Annotated in this window: 15 protein-coding genes, 1 other RNA gene and 1 other annotated feature; of the genes, 4 read left to right on the top strand and 12 right to left on the bottom strand. The window is 36.6% G+C overall.

Annotation, left to right across the window (positions count from 1 at the left end; all coding sequences use genetic code 11):
- Positions 1–39: 39 nt before the first annotated feature.
- Entirely contained in the window at positions 40–1,326 is a 1,287-nt protein-coding gene (locus tag ACQCPR_RS11480; protein WP_090563932.1) for a replication-associated recombination protein A, read from the top strand.
- Between the two features lie 705 nt (positions 1,327–2,031).
- On the opposite strand, the gene ACQCPR_RS11485 is transcribed toward ACQCPR_RS11480, so the two are convergent.
- From ACQCPR_RS11485 to ssrS, 3 genes are all read right to left on the bottom strand, one after another.
- Complete coding sequence (locus ACQCPR_RS11485; RefSeq protein ID WP_090563934.1) at positions 2,032–2,226, bottom strand: hypothetical protein; 195 nt, start codon at positions 2,224–2,226, stop codon at positions 2,032–2,034.
- 59 nt (positions 2,227–2,285) lie between these two features.
- Entirely contained in the window at positions 2,286–3,047 is a 762-nt protein-coding gene (locus ACQCPR_RS11490; RefSeq protein WP_090563936.1) for a tRNA threonylcarbamoyladenosine dehydratase, read from the bottom strand.
- 87 nt (positions 3,048–3,134) lie between these two features.
- A non-coding RNA gene (ssrS, locus tag ACQCPR_RS11495) (6S RNA) lies at positions 3,135–3,319 on the bottom strand.
- Between the two features lie 191 nt (positions 3,320–3,510).
- Here ssrS and ACQCPR_RS11500 point away from each other — a divergent pair.
- On the top strand, positions 3,511–4,137 hold the full coding sequence (locus tag ACQCPR_RS11500) for a LysE family transporter (protein ID WP_427137082.1): 627 nt from the start codon (positions 3,511–3,513) through the stop codon (positions 4,135–4,137).
- 73 nt (positions 4,138–4,210) lie between these two features.
- Positions 4,211–5,449: an MFS transporter gene (locus ACQCPR_RS11505; RefSeq protein WP_427137083.1), complete on the top strand. Its 1,239-nt coding sequence runs from the start codon at positions 4,211–4,213 to the stop codon at positions 5,447–5,449.
- Positions 5,450–5,497: 48 nt separating this feature from the next.
- Here the strand turns inward: ACQCPR_RS11505 and ACQCPR_RS11510 are convergent, their stop codons facing one another.
- The 3 genes from ACQCPR_RS11510 to hisS form a co-directional block, all read right to left on the bottom strand.
- The gene (locus ACQCPR_RS11510; RefSeq protein WP_427138941.1) at positions 5,498–5,770 is read right to left on the bottom strand and encodes a YqhV family protein; all 273 of its coding nucleotides are present in this window, start codon (positions 5,768–5,770) and stop codon (positions 5,498–5,500) included.
- A gap of 729 nt (positions 5,771–6,499) precedes the next feature.
- Positions 6,500–8,275 (bottom strand): aspartate--tRNA ligase, encoded by a 1,776-nt coding sequence (gene aspS / locus ACQCPR_RS11515; protein ID WP_241596600.1) that lies wholly within the window; start codon positions 8,273–8,275, stop codon positions 6,500–6,502.
- Complete coding sequence (gene hisS / locus ACQCPR_RS11520) at positions 8,268–9,563, bottom strand: histidine--tRNA ligase (RefSeq protein ID WP_427138942.1); 1,296 nt, start codon at positions 9,561–9,563, stop codon at positions 8,268–8,270. The genes aspS and hisS overlap by 8 nt, the downstream gene beginning before the upstream one ends.
- A gap of 55 nt (positions 9,564–9,618) precedes the next feature.
- Positions 9,619–9,856 (bottom strand) — a binding site (T-box leader).
- Between the two features lie 113 nt (positions 9,857–9,969).
- On the opposite strand from hisS, the gene ACQCPR_RS11525 reads away from it, so the two are divergent.
- The gene (locus ACQCPR_RS11525) at positions 9,970–11,520 is read left to right on the top strand and encodes an SH3 domain-containing protein (RefSeq protein WP_427137084.1); all 1,551 of its coding nucleotides are present in this window, start codon (positions 9,970–9,972) and stop codon (positions 11,518–11,520) included.
- Between the two features lie 658 nt (positions 11,521–12,178).
- Here ACQCPR_RS11525 and dtd read toward each other — a convergent pair.
- The 6 genes from dtd to secDF form a co-directional block, all read right to left on the bottom strand.
- Positions 12,179–12,616 carry a D-aminoacyl-tRNA deacylase gene (gene dtd, locus ACQCPR_RS11530; protein WP_427137085.1) on the bottom strand — a complete coding sequence of 146 codons (438 nt, stop codon included), beginning with the start codon at positions 12,614–12,616 and terminating at the stop codon, positions 12,179–12,181.
- A 41-nt stretch (positions 12,617–12,657) separates the two neighbouring features.
- Entirely contained in the window at positions 12,658–14,850 is a 2,193-nt protein-coding gene (locus tag ACQCPR_RS11535) for a RelA/SpoT family protein (RefSeq protein WP_427137086.1), read from the bottom strand.
- 130 nt (positions 14,851–14,980) lie between these two features.
- A complete protein-coding gene (locus ACQCPR_RS11540; RefSeq protein WP_090563954.1) occupies positions 14,981–15,493 on the bottom strand; it encodes an adenine phosphoribosyltransferase in 513 nt (170 codons plus the stop codon).
- Positions 15,484–17,838, bottom strand: coding sequence for a single-stranded-DNA-specific exonuclease RecJ (gene recJ / locus ACQCPR_RS11545; protein WP_090563957.1), 2,355 nt, complete (start codon positions 17,836–17,838; stop codon positions 15,484–15,486). The genes ACQCPR_RS11540 and recJ overlap by 10 nt, the downstream gene beginning before the upstream one ends.
- A 558-nt stretch (positions 17,839–18,396) precedes the next feature.
- On the bottom strand, positions 18,397–18,747 hold the full coding sequence (locus ACQCPR_RS11550) for a LapA family protein (protein WP_427137087.1): 351 nt from the start codon (positions 18,745–18,747) through the stop codon (positions 18,397–18,399).
- Between the two features lie 85 nt (positions 18,748–18,832).
- Positions 18,833–21,109, bottom strand: a complete 2,277-nt coding sequence (gene secDF / locus ACQCPR_RS11555; protein ID WP_427137088.1) for a protein translocase subunit SecDF — start codon at positions 21,107–21,109, stop codon at positions 18,833–18,835.
- Positions 21,110–21,115: the final 6 nt, after the last annotated feature.

Below are 21,115 nucleotides of genomic sequence, written 5' to 3' on the forward strand. Positions count from 1 at the left end.
TAATTAAAGAACAGATGTACGAAATAAGGAGTGATCATTTTGCAAAATGAACCTTTAGCATATCGGATGAGACCTCAAACTATAGATGAACTAGCTGGACAGCAGCATGTTATCGGAGAAAACACCGCATTGTACAAAATGATAAAAAACGGACATGTACCATCAATGCTATTATATGGCGATCCAGGAGTTGGCAAAACCTCTCTTGCATTTGCCATAGCGGGTACCACAAAGCTACCCTTTGTTGCATTGAATGCCACTAAAGCTGGAAAGAAAGATGTGGAAGATGTAGTAGCCGATGCACGTATCAGTGGGAAAGTCATTCTATTTCTAGATGAGATTCATCGTTTCAACAAGTTACAGCAGGATACATTGCTCCCCCATGTAGAAAATGGATCGATTATATTAATCGGAGCAACAACTGAAAATCCCTATCATGATGTAAACCCAGCAATAAGATCACGTTGTGGTGAAATCAAACAACTTAAAAGACTAACAACTGATGACATAGATTTACTTTTAGTAAGAGCGTTAGAAGATGAAATAAAAGGTCTTGGTCAGATGAAAATTCAAATTACCGAGGATCAAAGAAAATTAATAGCAGACGCAGCTAATGGGGATGCACGAAAAGCTCTAACCCTATTAGAATCTACTATTTTTGCAAGTTTTGAAGAAAACGGAATCACTATTGTAGAAGATTCAATCTTAAAAAGTCTCGTTGATAGGGTCGGGGTTTTTGGGGATAAAAAAGGATCTCACTTTTACAACTTACTTTCAGCATTACAGAAATCAGTCCGTGGCAGTGATACAGATGCGGCACTATATTATTTGGCGCACCTTTTGGAAAACGGCGACTTGGTAGCTGTTTCTAGAAGGTTACTGGTAATGAGTTATGAGGATATAGGGCTAGCGAACCCATCTGTTGGTCCACAAGTACTAGCAGCTATTCAATCCGCAGAACGACTAGGATTACCGGAAGCACGAATACCTTTAGCCAACGCTGTAGTCCTTATGTGTTTATCGGAGAAGTCCAATTCTGCATACTCCGCTTTAGATGCTGCAATTGGAAGTATACACCAGGGGAAAACTGGTGATATTCCAAGTCATTTAAAGGACACGCATTATGCAGGAGCAGCTGATTTAGGACATGGTGGTTATATATATCCACATGACTATAAAATCGGCACATTTGGTGGCTGGGTCAATCAAACCTACTTGCCAGATAATCTAGTAGGTTCTATTTTCTATAAACCGATTGAAGCTGGCGAAGAAAAAAGATTGGCAGCTATCTACAAGCGATTAGAGAACTTTAAAAAAGAAAAATAATAAGAAAAACCGGGTATAAAAAGCCCGGTCCTCTAAAAAAAATGTAGATATGCCGTTGATTTCCGCTCCGAGCGGACGCTTTCCTTGGGCACGGCTTCAGCCGCTTCCCTTGCTCCTGCGCAAGCTCGTCGCAAAAAAGATTTTCGCTACGCTCAGTCCAGGGTCTTCAGCTCGCGCTGTTCCCACCGGAGTCGCCGCTCTGCGCTCCAATCAATTAGATCCACTTTATATAGCGGATAATTTAATTTAAAACCGCCTAAGTATAAGTGTTTTATTCTAAAATAGGTAACGCTGATAGGGAATCAGATCATAGAAAATCTACTTTTTTCTTCCTTCCATACAGAATAATATCTCTAAATGAAAAGACGATTCTATTCCTACACTAACTGGGACTACTCTTATCATCTAGGCGAGAGGCTATGCTAAATTTTATCATGCAGTACTACTCACTTAATTGATTGTAGTGAAATGTGGCGACTCCAGCCGGATTAACGAGAAAGTCGAGACCCCGCAGGAAAGAAGCGTAGCGCCTGACTGAGGAGGCTCGGTCTCGCCCGCCGAAAGCGTTCCACATGTAACGGAAATAAGTACTATTATTCATTCTTAAAAGTCCCATGAACCACGTGTTCACGGTACATTTTAATATACTTTCTGTCTATTAAAAAAATCCAGCACCCTTGAAAAGGGACTGGATTTTTTTATGGTTTAAACACCCATCTTACGTCTTGTGTTACTCACTTTTTTAGTCTGTTGGCTTTTCATTTTCTGATTTCCAGTAGAACCGTTAAGGGAAGTTTTACCACCTGCAGATTGATTCTTTTTCTCTTCAAGCTTTTGTTTAACAGCTTCTTGAAGTGTCATTTTCTTTTTAGGTGCTTCTTGGTTATTTGTTTCAGTCATTGTAATCCCCTCCTCGCTTATAAATTTAGTATAAATCATCAGGAAAAAACTTCAAGTAATTACTGTACTCGATTAATATGAATATCTTTTGAGATATCGTTTATAACCCAGCTAGCACATATTAAACCGACTGTTGAGGGAACAAATGCGTTTGAAGAAGGTGGCATTTTAGCTTTTCTAATAGCTGCTTCTGGTTTACCAACCGTTCCAACTACGTCCTCTCTAACAACAATTGGGCTCTCGTCTGAAAATACAACTGGAATTCCTTTTGTAATGCGGTCTTCCTTGCGTAGCTTTGTACGTATAACTTTTGCAATCGGATCCGTATGTGTTTTAGATATATCAACAATCTTAAAACGAGTTGGATCTGTTTTATTTGCAGCACCCATACTTGAAATAATTTTTATATTACGTTTTAAGCATTCTTTCATTAAATGAATTTTATAAATGATTGTATCAGATGCATCGATAACATAATCTATATTCATCGCAAAAAATTGCTCATATGTTTCTTCCGTATAAAACATATGCATATCTATTACTTCACATTCAGGATTAATGTCGGCAATTCGTTCTTTCATCACTTCTGATTTTGAACGTCCAATCGTTGATATATAAGCTACTAACTGACGGTTAATATTAGTAATGTCTACATTATCTTTATCTACTAAAATAATTCGACCAACACCACTTCGTGCACAAGCTTCAGCTGCGAAAGATCCGACTCCACCTACACCCAATATAGCAACAGTAGTACCTTTCAATAGTTCTATTCCTTCTTCACCTATTGCAAGTTCATTTCTAGAAAATTGATGTAACATAAAAACACTCCATTTAAATCAGATTAGTTGATAAAATCCCAAGAAAAAACCTCTAGCAAATTCGCCAGAGGATATTTAACAAATGATACGAATCCCAATCGTGCCGACAAATAAAGCGTATCGTTTTGAACCCGCAAGAAGCAGGTGGGTGTCCTCTTTATTAATCCTGGCGTCCCGATTAAAGGCATGTCATTTATAATAAAAGTTAGACTCCCAACGATATAATTGTTCGGTCAAAACTGATTGGCAAATTGCGAACACATCAGGATTCGTGTTATTTGTATAATAGCACATGAATCATGAAACTTCAATCATTTTAACGTCAATTTCACTAACTATTCTGAATAATAGGTACATAGAATTATTCCAGTTTAACCATTCCTTTATATTATTTAGCCTCTTAAGTTGTATGGTTAGTCCCTCATGAATATGATGCATCATATAACAAAAATGGGGGACATGAATGAATTCTTTAAGTACATATTTCTTGTTAGGTATTTCCTTAGCAGCGCCAATTGGACCTGTTAAAGCAACACTTCTAAATACCGGTATAAAAAATGGGTTTTTCCATGCGTGGTTTTTCGGGCTTGGGGCTATAATAACAGACATAATATATATGCTAATGGTTTACTTTGGAGTGGGTCAGTTTATCGATTCTCCATATATGCGGATCTTTTTATGGTGCTTTGGTTTTTTTGTGCTCATGTATACAGGGATTGAAAATTTATTGACTATAAATAATATTTCTATGGATCCAAAATTCCGAAAAATTGTTCGATTTCGGCACTCAATGTTAGCTGGTTTGTTAATGGCTTTTTTAAATCCTTTGACAATTCTATTTTGGTTAGGTATTTACGGTTCAATTTTGGTGAGTGGTGGTAGTGAAATATCTGGTATTGAAACCATTATCATTAGTCTAGCAATATTAGTTGGTATTGGACTTGTAGATTTTATAATGGCCTTCATATCGAGTAGTTCACGAAATTTGCTGTCCACCCCTCTTTTAAAAGCCATTTCTTTTATTTCTTCCTTATGTATGATTGGTTTTGGTATCTATTTTGGCATCCAAGCTTTTAAAGCTCTGTTTTAGTAATTTATTGAACGTATATTGTAAGGTACCAGGGAGAACATACCTTAAAGACATTAGTTGAGGTGTGCAGATTATGAAAAATAATAATCAAAATGACAATGTAAGTATCTGGTGCGTTATTAGTATGGCCTCTATCCCACTCGTCATGACACTTGGTAACTCCATGCTGATTCCTATTTTACCTATTTTAGAAAAAAAGGTAGGAATCAGTTCGTTCCAGTCAAGTATGATTATTACCAGTTATTCAATCGCAGCTATTTTTCTAATACCAGTTGCTGGTTACCTTTCAGATCGTTTCGGAAGAAAAATTGTCATTTTACCAAGTTTGATACTGGCACTCATCGGAGGTATTATTGCTGGTTTTGCTTCTTGGAAAATAGACGACCCCTTTTTTTGGATTATTATAGGAAGAATTCTTCAAGGAATAGGTGCAGCTGGTGCCATGCCAATAGTATTGCCACTTGTCGGCGATTTATATAAGGATGATGATGAGAAAACTAGTTCTTGTCTTGGCATTATTGAAACCTCAAACACCTTCGGCAAAGTTTTAAGTCCGATTCTCGGATCAGTTTTAGCTGCTGTATTATGGTTTTTACCGTTCTTTTCAATTTCGATTTTTAGTTTAATTTCCATCGTGATGATATTCTTCTTTGTTAAAGTACCAAAGGAGAAAGATGAACCCAAAAAATTGAAAGACTTTTTGAGTAATACAAAAAAGACATTTAAAAAAGAAGGAAAATGGCTTTTAACTGTATTTATTAATGGTGCTTTTGTTATGCTTATATTATTCGGTGTTTTGTTTTTCCTATCTGAAATGTTGGAAAAAACGCATGATATAAAAGGAATTAAAAAAGGTTTTGTTCTAGCCATTCCACTACTTATGCTCTGTATTGCCTCTTATATAACTGGCCGAAATATAAAAGGAAACGTTTCTGCTATGAAAAAAATGACGATGATTTGTTTAATTGCTATGTCAATTAGTGTTGTATTCATAGGCTTTACAAAAGAAAAACTAATTCTTTTGTTAACTATCACAAGTGTGATGGGAATAGCAATTGGTGCCTTATTACCAGTACTAGATGCACTTATTACGGAAAATATAAAAAAAGAAGAGCGAGGAACTATCTCTTCTTTTTATAGTAGTGCCAGATTCATCGGTGTTGCGGCTGGTCCACCAATCATGCCGCTAGTCATGAAAAATTATCTTAATATTAGTTATATCGTAGCTGGAGTAATTGGAATTGTCCTCTTTTTCCTTGCGATGAAACTTATTAAAGTCGAGGAAATTGAGGGACAAAATCAGAAGGTGTAAATAAAATGGACTGGAAAGCTAAATGCTAACCAGTCCATTTTGTATTATTCAATTTGATTTTAAACTATAAAGAATGAGTAATATTCCAGAAAATAAACAAACCATTCTTGTTAAGGATATCTTTTCCGATAAACCCGTTAAACCTATGCCAGTTGTGATTATTAAAACAACAGGACCTACTAAAGCTAGTAAAGAGTTAATATAAAAAGCTTTTTCTAAATCATTAAATTTAATCATGAGCATTGCTGCAGATAACTCGATACTACCTGAAAGTAATCTTAGTATGATAATAAATAATAACGCCTTCTCAATAATCAGTATCTTCTACCTTTCCCTAATAAAAGAATATGTACTATTGAGATTATATGTAAACGTCTTAAGTATTATTTGGATAGTTTAAAAAACCTTGCAAAAAGACTCTCCGTCCTCTAAAAACTAGAACGTAGATATGACATTGATTGTAGCGAAGAGGGGACGCTTTCCGTGGGCACGGCTTCAGCCGCTTCCCTCACTTACGCTCAGTCCAGGGTCTTCAGCTTGCGCTATTCCCACTGGAGTCGCCACTCTGCGCTCCAATCAACTAGGTCCACTTTATATAATGGGATAATTGGATATAAAACCACCTAAATATACGTGTTTTAACTTAAAATAAGTAAAGAAGAAATGGACTCAAATAAAAGAAAATCTACTTGCTTTTTTCATTATAAAATAGTATATCTATTCGGGCAGACGGTTTTATCACTAGATTAACTTTGATTACTCTTATTATCTTAGGGATATGCTTTACCCTATCTCAGAGTGTAGAACAACACTGTATATTAATTGAAATGGAAGGTGGCTGAAGCCAAGCCCGCGGAGGCCAACAGGACGTTGGTCACGAAGGCGTTGCCACACGACGTGGCGCATTTAGCCTTTGTTCTCCACCTGAAACGAAAATCATTAGTATTATTCATTCTTTCAATTACCGCGAACCAAGTTTTACGGGACATTTTATATACTTACTTTAAAAAGGATTCATCACGACAACTGTCATGACAAATCCTCCTAAATTTACTTCGTTTTCGTTTTCAATTTCAAGCTCAAACTCAACTCATCTAACTGAGCTTCTGCTACTGGGCTAGGTGCAGAAGTTAATAAATCACTAGCACTTGCAGTTTTTGGGAATGCAATCGTATCACGAAGATTCGTACTACCAGAAAGAAGCATTACTAATCTATCTAATCCGAATGCAACACCACCATGTGGAGGCGTTCCATATTCAAATGCTTCCATAAGGAAACCAAATTGTGCTTTGGCTTCTTCATCAGTAAAGCCAAGTATCGCGAACATTTTTTCTTGAACTTCTCTAGAATAAATACGTAGAGATCCTCCACCCAATTCATAACCATTCAATACTAAATCATATGCTTGCGCACGTACTTTACTTGGATCAGAATCCATTAACGCAAGGTCTTCATCAAAAGGTCTTGTGAAAGGATGATGAGCAGCGTAATAACGCCCTTCTTTTTCATCGTATTCGAATAATGGCCAGTTAACTACCCATAAGAATTCAAAGCGTGATTCATCGATTAACTCAAGTTCTTTACCAAGTTTTAAGCGTAATGCACCTAAAGTATCTGCCACTACAGAAGATTTGTCAGCAACAAATAATAATAAATCACCATCTGATGCATCTAATGTTTGTATAAGGCTTGTAGCTGCTTCGCCTTCGAAGAACTTAGCTATCGGTCCTTTTAAGCCTTCTTCATCTACTTTCAACCATGCAAGTCCTTTAGCACCATAAACTCCAGCGAATTCCCCAAGCGCATCAATATCCTTACGAGAATAATTAGCTGCTGCTCCTTTAACATTAATTGCTTTTACTTGTCCTCCAGATTCTACAGCCGAAGCAAAAACTTTAAATGAACTGTCTTTCACTATTTCCGAAAGATCAACAAGTTCTAATCCGAAACGAACATCCGGCTTATCTGACCCAAAGCGGTTCATAGCCTCATCGTAATTCATACGGTTGAAAGGAATGTTGACATCTACGCCTTTAACGTCCTTCATAACCTTTTTCATCATACGTTCATTCATTTCCAAAATTTCATCCATCGATAGGAAACTCATTTCCATATCAATTTGAGTAAATTCTGGTTGACGGTCTGCACGTAAATCTTCATCACGGAAGCATCGAGCTATTTGATAATATTTTTCAAATCCACCAACCATTAAAAGCTGCTTGAACAACTGTGGAGATTGAGGAAGTGCATAGAATTCTCCGTCATGGACACGACTTGGCACTAAATAGTCGCGTGCTCCTTCAGGTGTAGATTTAGTTAATATCGGAGTTTCTACTTCTAAAAATCCTTCATCATCTAAGAAACGTCTTACTGTTTTAGTAATATCTGAACGCATTTTGAATGTATCATACATTACCGGTCTTCTTAAATCTAGGTAGCGATATTTTAAACGAATATCTTCCCCTACATCCGTTTGGTTTTCAATCGCAAAAGGCGGGTTTTTAGCTTCGTTAATAATACGAGCTTCACTAGCATGTACTTCAATCGCGCCAGATGATATATTTTTGTTCACTTGGTTCGCTGCACGTGCAACTACTGTACCTTTTACCTCTATGATGTATTCATTTCGTAATTTATCTGCTATTTGAATAGCTGATTCCGAAATTTCAGGGTTGAAAACTACTTGTACTAGCCCTGTGCGGTCACGTACATCAACAAATATTAATCCTCCTAAATCTCTACGTTTTTGTACCCAGCCGATTAATTGGATTGATTCACCGATTTGCTGTTCATTTAATTGTCCACTTGTGTGTGTTCTACTCATTTTCCTCTGCCTCCAACTGTGTTGAACTCGTCTTTATTTGATCTATTAATGAACTAAATGGAACTAAGTTTTGAGTACCTGTTGCTAACTCCTTTAACATAGCACTTTCTTTTTCTAATTCGTCATCGCCAATTACTAATACAAATTTTGCTTTTAGGCGATCGGCTGATTTCATTTGAGTTTTCATTTTACGGTCTAAATAATCCATCTCTGCTGTAATTTTTTCCTGTCTAAGTTGATAAGTAAGTTCAACTGCTTTTTTCTTAGCTGCTTCACCAAGTCCAATTACATAGACATCTAATGTCGACTTATCAGACCAGACATTGTTTTCTGCTTCAATAGCTAACAATAGTCTTTCAATACTCATTGCAAATCCAATTCCAGGAGCATCTGGCCCACCAAGCTCTTCTACCAGTCCGTTGTATCTCCCTCCACCTGCTAGCGTTGTGATTGCTCCAAAGCCTTCTGCAGCACTCATAATTTCAAAAGCAGTGTGGTTATAATAATCTAATCCACGGACTAAATTAGGATCTACCTCAAATGGAATATTTAATATTGTTAAATATTCTTTTACTTTTTCGAAGTAAGCAGCTGATTCTTCATTTAAAAAATCTGCTAAGGAAGGTGCTGTTTCCATTAACGGATGGTTACGATCTACCTTGCAATCTAAAATACGAAGTGGATTTTTTTGTAATCTATTTTGACAATCCGAGCAAAACTCTTCAATATGCGGTTCAAAGTGACTAACTAAAGCTGTTTTATGAGAAACTCGACTTTCCTTATCTCCAAGCGAATTTATAACAAGCTTAAGCTTTTTCAGTCCTGCATTTTGATAGACTGACATTGCTAATGAGATAACTTCCGCATCGATTGCTGGGTCAGCACTACCTATTGCTTCAATACCAAATTGAACGAATTGACGGTATCGACCTGCCTGTTGACGTTCATATCGGAACATTGGTCCCATATAGTAAAGCTTCACAGGTTGATCAGGGTAACCAAACATTTTATGCTCTACAAATGCTCTTACCGCCGATGCAGTGCCTTCTGGTCGCAACGTGAGGGAACGATTCCCTCTGTCTTGGAATGTATACATTTCTTTTTGAACTATATCTGTAGTGTCTCCAACGCTTCTAGTAAATAATTCAGTATGCTCAAAAACAGGAGTTCTAATCTCTTTGTATTGATACATACGACATTGTTCTCTTATTAGTTCTTCTACAGCTTGCCATTTACCAGTTTCCGTTGGCAAAATGTCTTGTGTTCCTCTAGGTACTTTAATATCCATGGCAATTGCCCCTTTCCATTGCATATAAAAAAGCCCTCATCCCCTGCTATAAATAGCAAGGGACGAGAGCTTATATAAGCTTCCGCGGTTCCACCCTAGTTGGTCAAAAATATTGACCCTCTCAATTCTGGATAACGACCAGTTCCGTTTCTGCCTACTAGAGAAAAATCCCTTTCGACAAAAATCCTCTCGAATGTTGTTCACTGAGTGCGTATGTAGGAAAGATTTCAGCCACGTCTTTCCTTCTCTTGTCATCCGTTTTAAACAGCTACTTTTTCGGTCATCGGTTTGTTTTAGTTTTTGATTATACTTTATCTTAATGACGCAAGACAAATAAGTCAACCCTTTTGAATAAAAGGTAGAATTTTTTTATCAGACTATTTACAATAGAGATAGGAGTGATTCAATGAACGCTAAAATTATACATAAAATAACCATTATTTTTTTGTCTGTATGTTTACTAATACCATACTTACAGGTAGATGCACAGGGGAATGAAGTTACTGTAAATGTTGATTCATTAAAAGTCCGATCAGGTCCCGGTCTTACATACAACATTATCGGTGCTGTTATAAAAAATGACAAACTAGACGTAATTAGCAAAGAAAAAGATTGGCTACAAGTTAATTTTGGGAATTCTACTGGTTGGGTAGCTAGTTGGTACACAACAACAGAATCTCTTGAGTTAACAAACAAACAGATTGTTTCAAAAGTAAATCAATTAAACGTGCGAACCGAACCTACAACTTCTTCAGCAGTTATTGGCCAATTACAAGAGGGTGATTCTGCAGATGCTTACAAATCACAGGGAGATTGGATTGAAATAGACTTCCAAGGTCGAAAAGGATGGATCAATGAATCGTATATCACTTTAACTGAGCAAACAGTAAGTAAAAATACAAATACTACTGAAAATATATTTGAAGTATCCGTCGATGCACTAAATGTTCGTTCAAAAGCTGATTTAACTTCTAAAAAAATTGGACTAGTAAATAAGGGTGATCAATTTTCAATTATTGACTCCGACCATAATTGGGTGCAAGTAGAACTAGAAAACGGAGAAAAGGGATGGTTGTATAGCTTCTATGGAACATTTACTACTAGTTCTTCATCCATAACATCTGCCCAATCAAATGAATCCATCACCATTCTCTATAATGGAACAAACCTTCGTTCTAATAGCACAACGAGTAGCGATGTAGTTTCAAGAGCTGATGCTGGCTCTACATTTCCAATAGCTGAAAAAGTAGAAGATTGGTATAAAATCATATTAGATGATGGACAAGCTGCATATGTTGCTAGCTGGGTAGTTTCTGCTTCGTCCACCACTTCAAATGATACTGAGCAATCAGGAGATAAAACTAAGGTGGAAAAACAGGATAAGAAGGATGTCGCTCGTAAAAAAGGCACTTTAAAAGGACTAACTATTGTCATCGATGCTGGGCATGGTGGGAATGACCGTGGGACAACTGGTGCTCTTGGAACAGATGAAAAAGATATCACATTAATTACTTCAGAATTACTTTCATCCAAATTGCAAGCCGCTGGTGCCAATGTAATTATGACAAGAGAATCAGACGAGTATGTAGACCTTCGCAAACGAGTATCCATTGGTCACCAGGTTGATGCTGATGCGTTCATTAGCCTACATTATGATGCAATTGATAATAGCTCAGTTAGAGGTTTCACGACCTATTACATGCATGGTTACCAAAAAGAATTGGCTAAGTATGTCCATAATGGGCTTGGAAATATGATTTCCCTAAAGGATAGAGGAACTCAACCAGGGGATTATTTGGTACTCCGAGAAAATAAACAGAAAGCTATTTTAATAGAATTAGGTTATTTAAGTAATCCTTCCGAAGAAAGGAATGTGACTACTCAAAACTACCGAGAACAAGCTACACATGGTATTTATAATGGTATTATTAATTACTTTGATGCTCAATTAGATTAAATTAACTAAAAATCCATGTTCCTAATCTTCTAACATAATATGAAAAACTGGATTAAAACGCCCCGTCTTTATAGTTTAAAACGATTAATGTTTTCGAATTGCTCTGGACAGACTTGGCGCTATATGATCACCAAATGTTTTTTAGAGCAGTTAGTCGTGACTAAAATCACGACCAACTGCTCTTTTTTCGGTAATCTTATGGAATTTGTCTGTCCGTCTCCCTACAGGTCAGTTCATTTTTGGATAACTAGAGAAAAGCTACTTGCTATTCCTAGAGTTAGCCCGCGCAGATGTAGTTTCGTTTGTTATTCACTTCTTTATAGTGCCAATACTCACTATTTCTCTTTATTTCCACTAGTGTAAAAGAAAATCTACTTTCTTCTACTAACATTGGATTGTATTTTATCTTTACTTGCTCTCGCCTATTGTTTACTTGCTTCCATCTCTAGCTTTCTTGCGGTCATGAAACGTTTAATTGCTCTAACTTTATATTTACTTGCGGTCGGATGCCTTTTACTTGCGAAACGGATAGATTTTCCAAATTGTTTTATTCAAAGTCTATGGAAAACGTCCATATATAGCAGATACTTACAAGATTATTCCAAATAAAAAAAAGTTGTACAAATCACTCCAAATTTGAGTAATTTATACAACTTTTTTAAGCTTCTAACATAATCGTTACTGGACCATCGTTCGTAAAAGTAACGTCCATCATAGCACCAAATACACCGGTTTCTACTAGCAGGCCTTTTGCTTGTAGTTTTTCATTGAAAAGTTCCCATAAGGGCTTTGCAATTTCTGGTCTGGCTGCATCGGTAAAGCTTGGTCTTCTACCTCTTCTCGTATCGGCATACAGAGTAAACTGAGAAACCGATAAAATACTCCCACCAACTTCTTCGATAGAGTGATTCATTTTGCCTTCAGCGTCCTCAAATAAGCGTAACCCTGCAACTTTCTCTACTAGGTAATTTAGTTCATTGTCGGTATCCGTTGTAGTAATACCGACTAATAATAAATAGCCTTTGTCAATCTTTCCGGTGACTTGTCCATCCACGGTCACACTAGCATTTTTGCATCGTTGCAACAAAACCTTCATATAAAATAAACTCCTTTTAACTGAAAACGTAGAAAAACTTATTAATTGATAATCCGTTGAACAGAATATATATCAGGCAATTGCTTTATTCGATCTGCTATCCTGTTTAAGTGTGCTGTATTTGAAATTAGAATAGTTAAATGAATGATAGCAATATCATTTTCTGATTTCCCGCTCACTGCAGCGATATTGGTTTTAGATTCATTTACCACTTGTAAAACTTCATTCAATAAGCCTGATCGATCATATGCTGAAACCTCAATGTCAACCTGATACTCTTTTTTCGTTGGAGAATCATGTTTTACCCATTCTACTTCTATAATCCGTGAATTCGTATCATCGTTGTGTACATTCCGACAATCAGCGCGATGGACTGAAACTCCTCGTCCTTTTGTTATAAATCCAACTATATCATCACCTGGAACCGGGCTACAGCAACGCGATAAACGGATGAGCATATTCTCAATTCCCTTAACGATAACTCCTGATTCTGTTGTTTTGTTAACCGTAGGAGTTTGCATTTCGGTTGTTATTTTCTCTAGCGCTTCTTCCTGATCACGAATTTTCCGCATTTTTTCAGCTAGTCGATTAACCACTTGCTGTGCGGTAATGCCATTAAAGCCTACAGCTGCATATAAGTCTTCTTCACCGGCAAAAGCATATTTATCACATACTCGTTTTATATTTTCTGGAGTAAGTACTTCTTTTAGATCAAACTCTTGTGATCTAATTTCTTTCTCTACTTGTTCTTTTCCTTTGATAACGTTCTCATCACGCAACTGTTTTTTAAAGAATTGCTTGATCTTATTTTTTGCTTGGGATGATTGAGCTATTTTAATCCAGTCTCTACTAGGGCCAAATGATTGTTTGGAAGTCAATACTTCGATAATATCACCGGTTTTTAGTTTTGTGTCAAGTGGAACCATTTTTCCGTTGACTTTTGCACCAATTGTTTTGTTACCTACTTCAGAATGTACTCGGTAAGCAAAGTCTATTGGAACTGAGCTAGCAGGAAGTTCTACAACATCCCCTTTAGGTGTGAAAACATATACCATATCGGAAAACAAATCAAACTTTAACGACTCCATGAACTCTTCCGCATTCGAAGATTCATGCTGATATTCTAAGATTTCTCTAAACCAGTTCAACTGAGAGTCCACCGTTTTTTTATCGGCTTCTACTTTTTTACCTTCTTTATAAGCCCAGTGCGCAGCTACACCGAATTCTGCAATATTATGCATTTCTTCAGTACGGATTTGAACCTCTAAAGGCTCTCCATTTGGACCTATAACAGTAGTATGCAATGATTGATATAAATTTTGTTTAGGCATAGCTATATAATCTTTGAAACGTCCAGGCATTGGTTTCCAAAGCGTATGAATAACTCCTAGAACGGCATAACAATCTTTAATGCTATCTACGATAATTCGCATCGCAAGTAAATCATAAATTTCGTTGAATTGTTTATTCTGTACGACCATTTTACGATAAATACTATAAATATGCTTTGGACGACCTGATATATCGGCATCAACTTCCATTTCAACTAACTGCTTACTAATATCTTCCATAACATTATTTAAATAAGATTCCCGTTCTGTACGTTTCTTCTTCATAAAATTAACAATTCGATAATATTGTTGAGGATTTAGGTATCGTAATGCAGTATCTTCTAGCTCCCATTTCACTGCAGAAATACCAAGTCGATGAGCAAGTGGTGCGAATATTTCTAAGGTTTCATTGGAGATTCTACGTTGCTTTTCTTCTGGTAGATGTTTCAATGTGCGCATATTATGTAGGCGATCTGCAAGTTTAATGAGTATAATTCGTATGTCCTGCGCCATTGCTATGAACATTTTCCGATGATTTTCTGCTTGTTGTTCTTCTTTTGACATGTACTTAATCTTACCTAGTTTAGTAACTCCCTCTACTAATAAAGCCACTTCTTCGTTAAATTGCTCTACTATATCTTCACGGGTATATTCTGTATCTTCTACGACATCATGTAAAAAACCGGCAGCAACGGTTTCTGGATCCATTTGAAGGTCAGCAAGAATACCAGCTACTTGAATAGGATGTAGAATATATGGTTCACCCGAATTACGGAATTGTTCTCTATGCGCGTGCTCTGCTAGCTCATACGCTTTTTTCACAAAGTTCACATGTTCTTCATTCATATAAGTAAAGAGTGTTTCAAACACATCTTCTGCCGTCTTCACTTGATCTTTAGCCATGCTAACCCACCTGATTTCGTTTTATATTTCTAAAATAGTATATAAGCTATATTGTATAAAAAAAAAGAGGGACTTGTAAAGTCCACCCTAAATAAGCTTTCTTATCTGAGAACAGTCGTCCACAGAATGATCAATATTGCATCAATGTACAAATATCATAGTTATCTAGTTTGTTACGTCCTTCTAGATAAGTAAGTTCTATTAAAAATGCACAACCTACAACTACTCCGCCCATTTCTTCTACTAATCGAATTGTAGCATCAATAGTACCACCTGTCGCTAATAGATCATCGACGATTAATACACGTTGACCTGGTTTAACAGCATCTTTGTGCATTGTTAAAACATCTTTTCCATATTCTAAGCCGTATTCAGCACGAACTACTTCACGAGGTAGTTTACCTTCTTTACGAACTGGAGCAAAACCAATACCTAGTGCATATGCAACTGGACATCCAGTGATAAATCCACGTGCTTCTGGCCCTACAATTAGTTCAGCATCCACTTTTTTTGCATATTCTACAATTTGGTCAGTTGCATATTTATATGCTTCTCCGTTATCCATAATTGTTGTAATATCTTTAAAACTAATACCTGGTTTTGGCCAATCTTCTACTGTTGTTACATACTGCTTTAAATCCATATTTGCTCCTCCTCAGGAACGGTTTGTACTGCTCTACGCTCTTCAAACCATTGTTTCAGCTCTATATACGGGGCATATAATAACTTTTGTTCAAGTTCCATCTGTTTCTCTCTATTCTTATATGATGGTGCCTCGGATAAATCTTTTTTAGCTAGATTTTCATTAAGCACTAACATCCCATTGTCTATTCTAACAAAATTTAGTTCAAAAAACACCTTCGACATAAAATTAAATGTATTTTGGCTCCAACCTGTATGTTTGGATAATTCGTGTACATGCTGTTTCAATGCAAATGATTTTCTTTTTGTTAGTAGGGAGAAATACCATTTAAACTGTTCTCTTGTAGGTAATCCCTCGAAATAAGAAGATTCATTTGTATAAAAGTGTGCGTATATTCGTTTAAAAGAATGATATTGCATTAGTTTAACCAAAGTTTGCTCATCTTCTGGTAAATCCAATAGTACGGCAAATTGAGCTTGAATAGGCTGTTCTAGTAATTCATTTACCAAATAGAGCTTGCTGTCAATGGTAGAACTAAAATGCTTAATCGTTTCTTCATTAAAAGCAATATATACTGTATCCTCTACAGGAATTAGTGATTTCCAGCGATTCACTTGGCGGATTCCTCTAATATCAAAAAGCTGCCATTCATCAGTTTTTACATCCTGTATCATCAATTGGGCTTTTTTTCGTCCATTCCATTCATTGATTTGTAAATCTCCAATAAATGATAATTTGGTCGTTGGTGCAATTTCATCTGCTAGTTGTCCTTTTCCAAATCCAATTGCATCTAATAAGACAGCATCCTGTTTTATTTCCATTTTCAAGTGATTTTGCGCAGAGCCAATTTTTCGAATGGATGAAACCTCTACGTTTTCTATGCAGTAAACAGGTTTTGCAAAGTCCATACCAAACGGAGCTAGTTTTTTTAGGGATTCAATGGATTCTGTAGATATTTCATCCATCTCTAATGGAACGTCTATAGATACAATCGGTATTAACTGATCCTCCGTTAAACTTGTTTGGGCTTGATCATTTAGTCTCGCCCGCAACTCATCCACATTTTCTAAAGGTAATGTCATACCAGCAGCCATAGGATGTCCACCAAAATGAGGGACAATATCCTGATTCTTGGCAAGCTCTTTATACATATGGAATCCTTCAATACTACGAGCGGAACCTTTTGCGATATTTTTTTCTTCATCAAATCCTAAAACAATAGCTGGTCTATAGTATTTTTCTACCAGCTTAGATGCAACAATACCTAGCACTCCTGGATTCCAACCGACCTTCCCTACTATTATGACACTTGGTCCTTCCGATGGAGAAAATTGCTCTAGTTGTTCCATTGCTTCATCTGTAATTTGCTTAACGATTGCTTGACGTTCTTTATTTTTTTCATTTAGCATATTAGCCAATGCCAGTGCGTGGTTAGGGTTTTCCGTTAAGAACAAATCTACACCAGGCGCAGCTTCTCCTAGTCTTCCTACCGCATTAATGCGTGGACCAAACATAAATCCAACTGTCTCTTCATCAATAGAACTTAGCTCTACTCCACTTATGTTTGCTAATGCTTCTATCGCTACAGAATCTGTCTGCCGCATTTGTTTTAAACCTTGTTGAACTAAATAACGATTCTCCCCTGTTAAAGAAACAAGATCCGCGATTGTACCGATTGCAACTAGATAAAAGAACTCCTTTGGAATTTCCTCTAATAATGCATGAGCTACTTTAAATGCAACACCTACTCCTGCTAGGTGCGGAAAAGGATAGGTAGAATCCCTTAAATTCGGATGAATAATAATATCCGCCATTGGGAGATTTTCACCAGGCTCATGATGATCTGTTACAATAACGTCCATCCCTAACCCTTTCGCAAACTCAATAGGCTTTAAACCAGAAATACCGTTATCAACAGTTATTATTAATTTAACCCCTTCATCAAAAGCTTCTTGAAACAAGCGCTCACTCGGACCATAGCCATCTATAAATCTATTTGGAATCTTATAGATGACATCAGCACCAAGTGACTCTAACGTCTTCACCATGATAGTTGTGCTCGTAATGCCATCCGCATCATAATCTCCATAAACCATAATACGTTCTTCTGCATCTACTGCTTGATGCACACGATCAACCAACGCCTCCATACCTGGAAATAAAAACGGATTATGTAATTGGTCTGCTGTTACATGTAAAAATGCTTTTGCGTCCTCTACGCGCTCAAATCCCCTAGAAGCTAATACCTTTGCACAAACTCTCGGAATTGAAAGCTCCTTTTCTAACATTTCTACTACATTTATATTTGGCCTTGAAACTTGCCATTTTTTTTGAGATTTAATCATTTTCTTCACTTCCTTGTAATCTATTATACCTTATCTGTAGTTGAAACGTTGTGAAAAAGCAGTATATCTATGTACGAATACCCTCTCAATAAGAAAAACCGTGCAAAAAAAATGCTCGGCCTCTTAAGGTCAAAACTTTAAAATCAGCAGTATATCTCATTCTAAAAAGTATCTTGAATCGAGTGTACACGGTACATTTTTATATATTATCTTAAAAAAACCTTCTGACTTTCGTCAGAAGGTTCAGACTGTAGACAAACTCAATTTTTGGTGCATAGAGTTGTATACTAAAATCGGCAAGGACCACCACTTCGCTTTCCGTGGGCTTGGCTTCAGCCTCCTCGTCACTGCGTTCCTTCGGGGTCTTCTGCTCAAGCTGGTCCCACAGGAGTCTTCGTGGTGGTCCTTGCCTTATAAACAACTCCTTAAAGGTTTCCACTACATAACTTTTATTTAGATAAAGCAACCTCCTTAAAGATTTTTATTACTCATAGCTGTTTATAAAAATACTTTTGTCGTCAAGCTGAACCTTCTGACTTTCGTCAGAAGGTTTTCTCTTTAAATAGTTGAATTTTCATCTTTTACAGTTACTGGCTCTTCAAAAAACTCTACTGGTTTTTCTTTGTGGGCTACTACCTCATTTTGTAGAACATTAATGGTAGCCTCTTTCTTTTCAAGGTCTTTCTCTAAGTGCTTAACTTTCCTTGATAATATAAATGATCGGTAAATTGCAACTGACCCACTTAGGAGAGCTCCTAATAAAGCTGATCCTAAGATAACGAGGATAAGTGGCCATTGCGCAGTTCCAAAAACATAATTGACCGGAACCGTATCTACATTGTAAATAGCAAATAAGGCAATAATAATAGCAAAAAGCAATCCAAATAGTAATGACCATTGAAATTTCATAGTGGCACTCCTTTACTTTGTAGTATAGAAAAATATGGAACAGAGTATAGAAAAGTTATACCCTGCTCCATATTATACTTAAACATTATACGACTGGCTCATCAGAACCCCATTTTTTCTCTTCTTTTTTCACATCAATACCGCCATTTTTACGCATTTCTTTCACTTTCAAGTCAAACCAAATTTGTGCTCCAATGTAAATGGAAGAATACGTTCCGGCTATTAACCCGATCAATAAAGCAATAGAGAAGTTACGAATACCTTCTGCACCGAATATCAATAGTGCTACAACAACTAAAATTACTGTAAGAACCGTATTTACAGAACGACCTAGCGTTTGTCGTAATGATTTATTTACAATCGTTGCAAGCTCATCTTCGGATGTAATTTTAGCACTACGATGTAGGTTTTCTCGAATACGGTCAAATGTTACAATCGTATCGTTTATAGAATAACCGACTATCGTTAAGACTGCTGCGATAAATGTAATATCTACTTCTAACCGAAGTATACTGAATATAGTAACCATTAAGAATGCATCATGTAGTAGCGAAACGATCGATGCTAGACCCATTCTCCACTCAAATCGGAAAGCGACATAAATGATTATTCCAAGAGCAGCAAACGCCAATGCTTTTAATGCATTTTTGACAAGCTCTTGTCCTACAGTTGGTGAAACCGTACTCACAGATGGTTCCTTCCCAAACTGCTCATTCATTTCTGTTTTTAATGTCTTAATTTCATCTTGTGTAAAGTCGTCTTTGTAGCGTACAACTGCACTATCTGCGTTTTCACCAGAAATTACAATGTCATCTGAAGGCAATCCAATGCTTTCAATTTTCTCCGTAACAAGTGCATGTGTTAATGGCTGAGTGGAATTAATTTGAACACGTGTCCCAGAAGAAAAATCAATACCTAGATTCAACTTGAACACACTCAAGATAATAATTCCAGCAATCGTCAGTGTTATAGAAGCAATATAGAAAATTTTACGACTATGAACAAAATCAAAACGATCGAATTTTGTTGTTAAGTCAAGAGTATCTACCTCTTCTTCTGGAGCATGCATTCTTTTCTTCGGAATACCAAACCAACCTGGCTTGTTATCAAAGTAGCCACTATGAACAAGTAGTCCAAGTAAAATACGTGAAGCCCATACTGCTGTAATGAATATAACTAAAATACTAATGATTAACAGTGTAGCAAATCCTTTTACAGAACTTGTACCGAAGAAGAATAATACCGCAGCTGCTAATAAAGTAGTAATATTTGCATCGAAAATAGCAGTAAAGGATTCTTTTGCTCCAGCATCAAATGCTTTCTTCACTGATTTACCAACACGTAATTCCTCTCTTATTCGCTCATAGGTTAGAATATTGGCATCTACTGCCATACCCACTCCAAGAACAATTGCGGCGATTCCTGGAAGTGTTAGTACACCATTAATCCAATCAAAAATAACTAAGATCAAGAAAATATACACAACCAATGAAATAACTGCAATAACACCAGGTAATCTATAATATGCAATCATAAAGATGAAAATTGCTGCAACACCAATTATACTAGCTAAAATAGTACTGTTTAATGCTTCTTCCCCAAATTGTGCACCAACTGAAGTAGAGAAAATTTCTTTCAATTCAACTGGAAGAGCACCTGCATTTAAAATTCCTGATAAATGTTTCGTTTCATCTACTGTAAATGCACCGGAAATTTCTACGCTATCTGAGCTGATACGCTGAGAAACTCGTGGAGCAGAAGTAAATTTTTGTTCTTTTTCAGGCTTCAATGCTTCAGCTTTGTATGAATCCACACCTTCTTCAAAGTCTAACCAAATAACTAAAACATTATCTGGGGCTGGTTTTGCAGCAATCTCTGAAGTAATTTCTGCAAATTTATTTGCATCTTTTAATTCTAATGTTACGATAGGTTGTCCTTGTTGATCAAAAGCTGCATTAGCTCCACCTTCTTTCAAGTCCATTCCATCTAGCATTATATTATCATCAGAATCTCGGAATGTTAGGTTCGCTTGAGTCGATAATAACTCTCTGGCAGAGTTCTGATCATCCACACCTGCAAGTTGAACTCTAATACGGTTACCATCTTCAATTTGAATACTAGGTTCACTTACACCTAGTACGTCTATACGGTCTCTAAGTGCTGCAGCTGTATCCGCTACAACATCTTCCGTTATTTCCTGTCCGTCCTTTAATTCTTTTACTTGATAAAGAACCTCAAAACCACCTTGAAGATCTAGACCGAGTTTAATATTGTTCAGTACACCTGTAACAGTGGGACTGATTGTACCTGCAAAAATAACGAGTAACAATAAAAACGCAACTATGCGTCCTCTAGTTTTCATATGTAG

Origin of the sequence: Psychrobacillus psychrodurans, from assembly GCF_050209195.1 — a bacterium.
Classification (GTDB): Bacteria; Bacillota; Bacilli; order Bacillales_A; family Planococcaceae; genus Psychrobacillus; species Psychrobacillus psychrodurans.

Excerpts from the sequence above, each read along its gene's own strand:
- recJ (WP_090563957.1), bottom strand. The coding sequence starts at position 17,838 with ATGATTAAATCTCAAAAAAAATGGCAAGTTTCAAGGCCAAATATAAAT.
- ACQCPR_RS11500 (WP_427137082.1), top strand. The coding sequence starts at position 3,511 with ATGAATTCTTTAAGTACATATTTCTTGTTAGGTATTTCCTTAGCAGCG.
- secDF (WP_427137088.1), bottom strand. The coding sequence starts at position 21,109 with ATGAAAACTAGAGGACGCATAGTTGCGTTTTTATTGTTACTCGTTATT.
- ACQCPR_RS11550 (WP_427137087.1), bottom strand. The coding sequence starts at position 18,747 with ATGAAATTTCAATGGTCATTACTATTTGGATTGCTTTTTGCTATTATT.
- ACQCPR_RS11485 (WP_090563934.1), bottom strand. The coding sequence starts at position 2,226 with ATGACTGAAACAAATAACCAAGAAGCACCTAAAAAGAAAATGACACTT.
- ACQCPR_RS11505 (WP_427137083.1), top strand. The coding sequence starts at position 4,211 with ATGAAAAATAATAATCAAAATGACAATGTAAGTATCTGGTGCGTTATT.
- ACQCPR_RS11540 (WP_090563954.1), bottom strand. The coding sequence starts at position 15,493 with ATGGATTTAAAGCAGTATGTAACAACAGTAGAAGATTGGCCAAAACCA.
- aspS (WP_241596600.1), bottom strand. The coding sequence starts at position 8,275 with ATGAGTAGAACACACACAAGTGGACAATTAAATGAACAGCAAATCGGT.
- ACQCPR_RS11525 (WP_427137084.1), top strand. The coding sequence starts at position 9,970 with ATGAACGCTAAAATTATACATAAAATAACCATTATTTTTTTGTCTGTA.
- ACQCPR_RS11535 (WP_427137086.1), bottom strand. The coding sequence starts at position 14,850 with ATGGCTAAAGATCAAGTGAAGACGGCAGAAGATGTGTTTGAAACACTC.
- ACQCPR_RS11490 (WP_090563936.1), bottom strand. The coding sequence starts at position 3,047 with ATGTTACATCAATTTTCTAGAAATGAACTTGCAATAGGTGAAGAAGGA.
- dtd (WP_427137085.1), bottom strand. The coding sequence starts at position 12,616 with ATGAAGGTTTTGTTGCAACGATGCAAAAATGCTAGTGTGACCGTGGAT.
- hisS (WP_427138942.1), bottom strand. The coding sequence starts at position 9,563 with ATGGATATTAAAGTACCTAGAGGAACACAAGACATTTTGCCAACGGAA.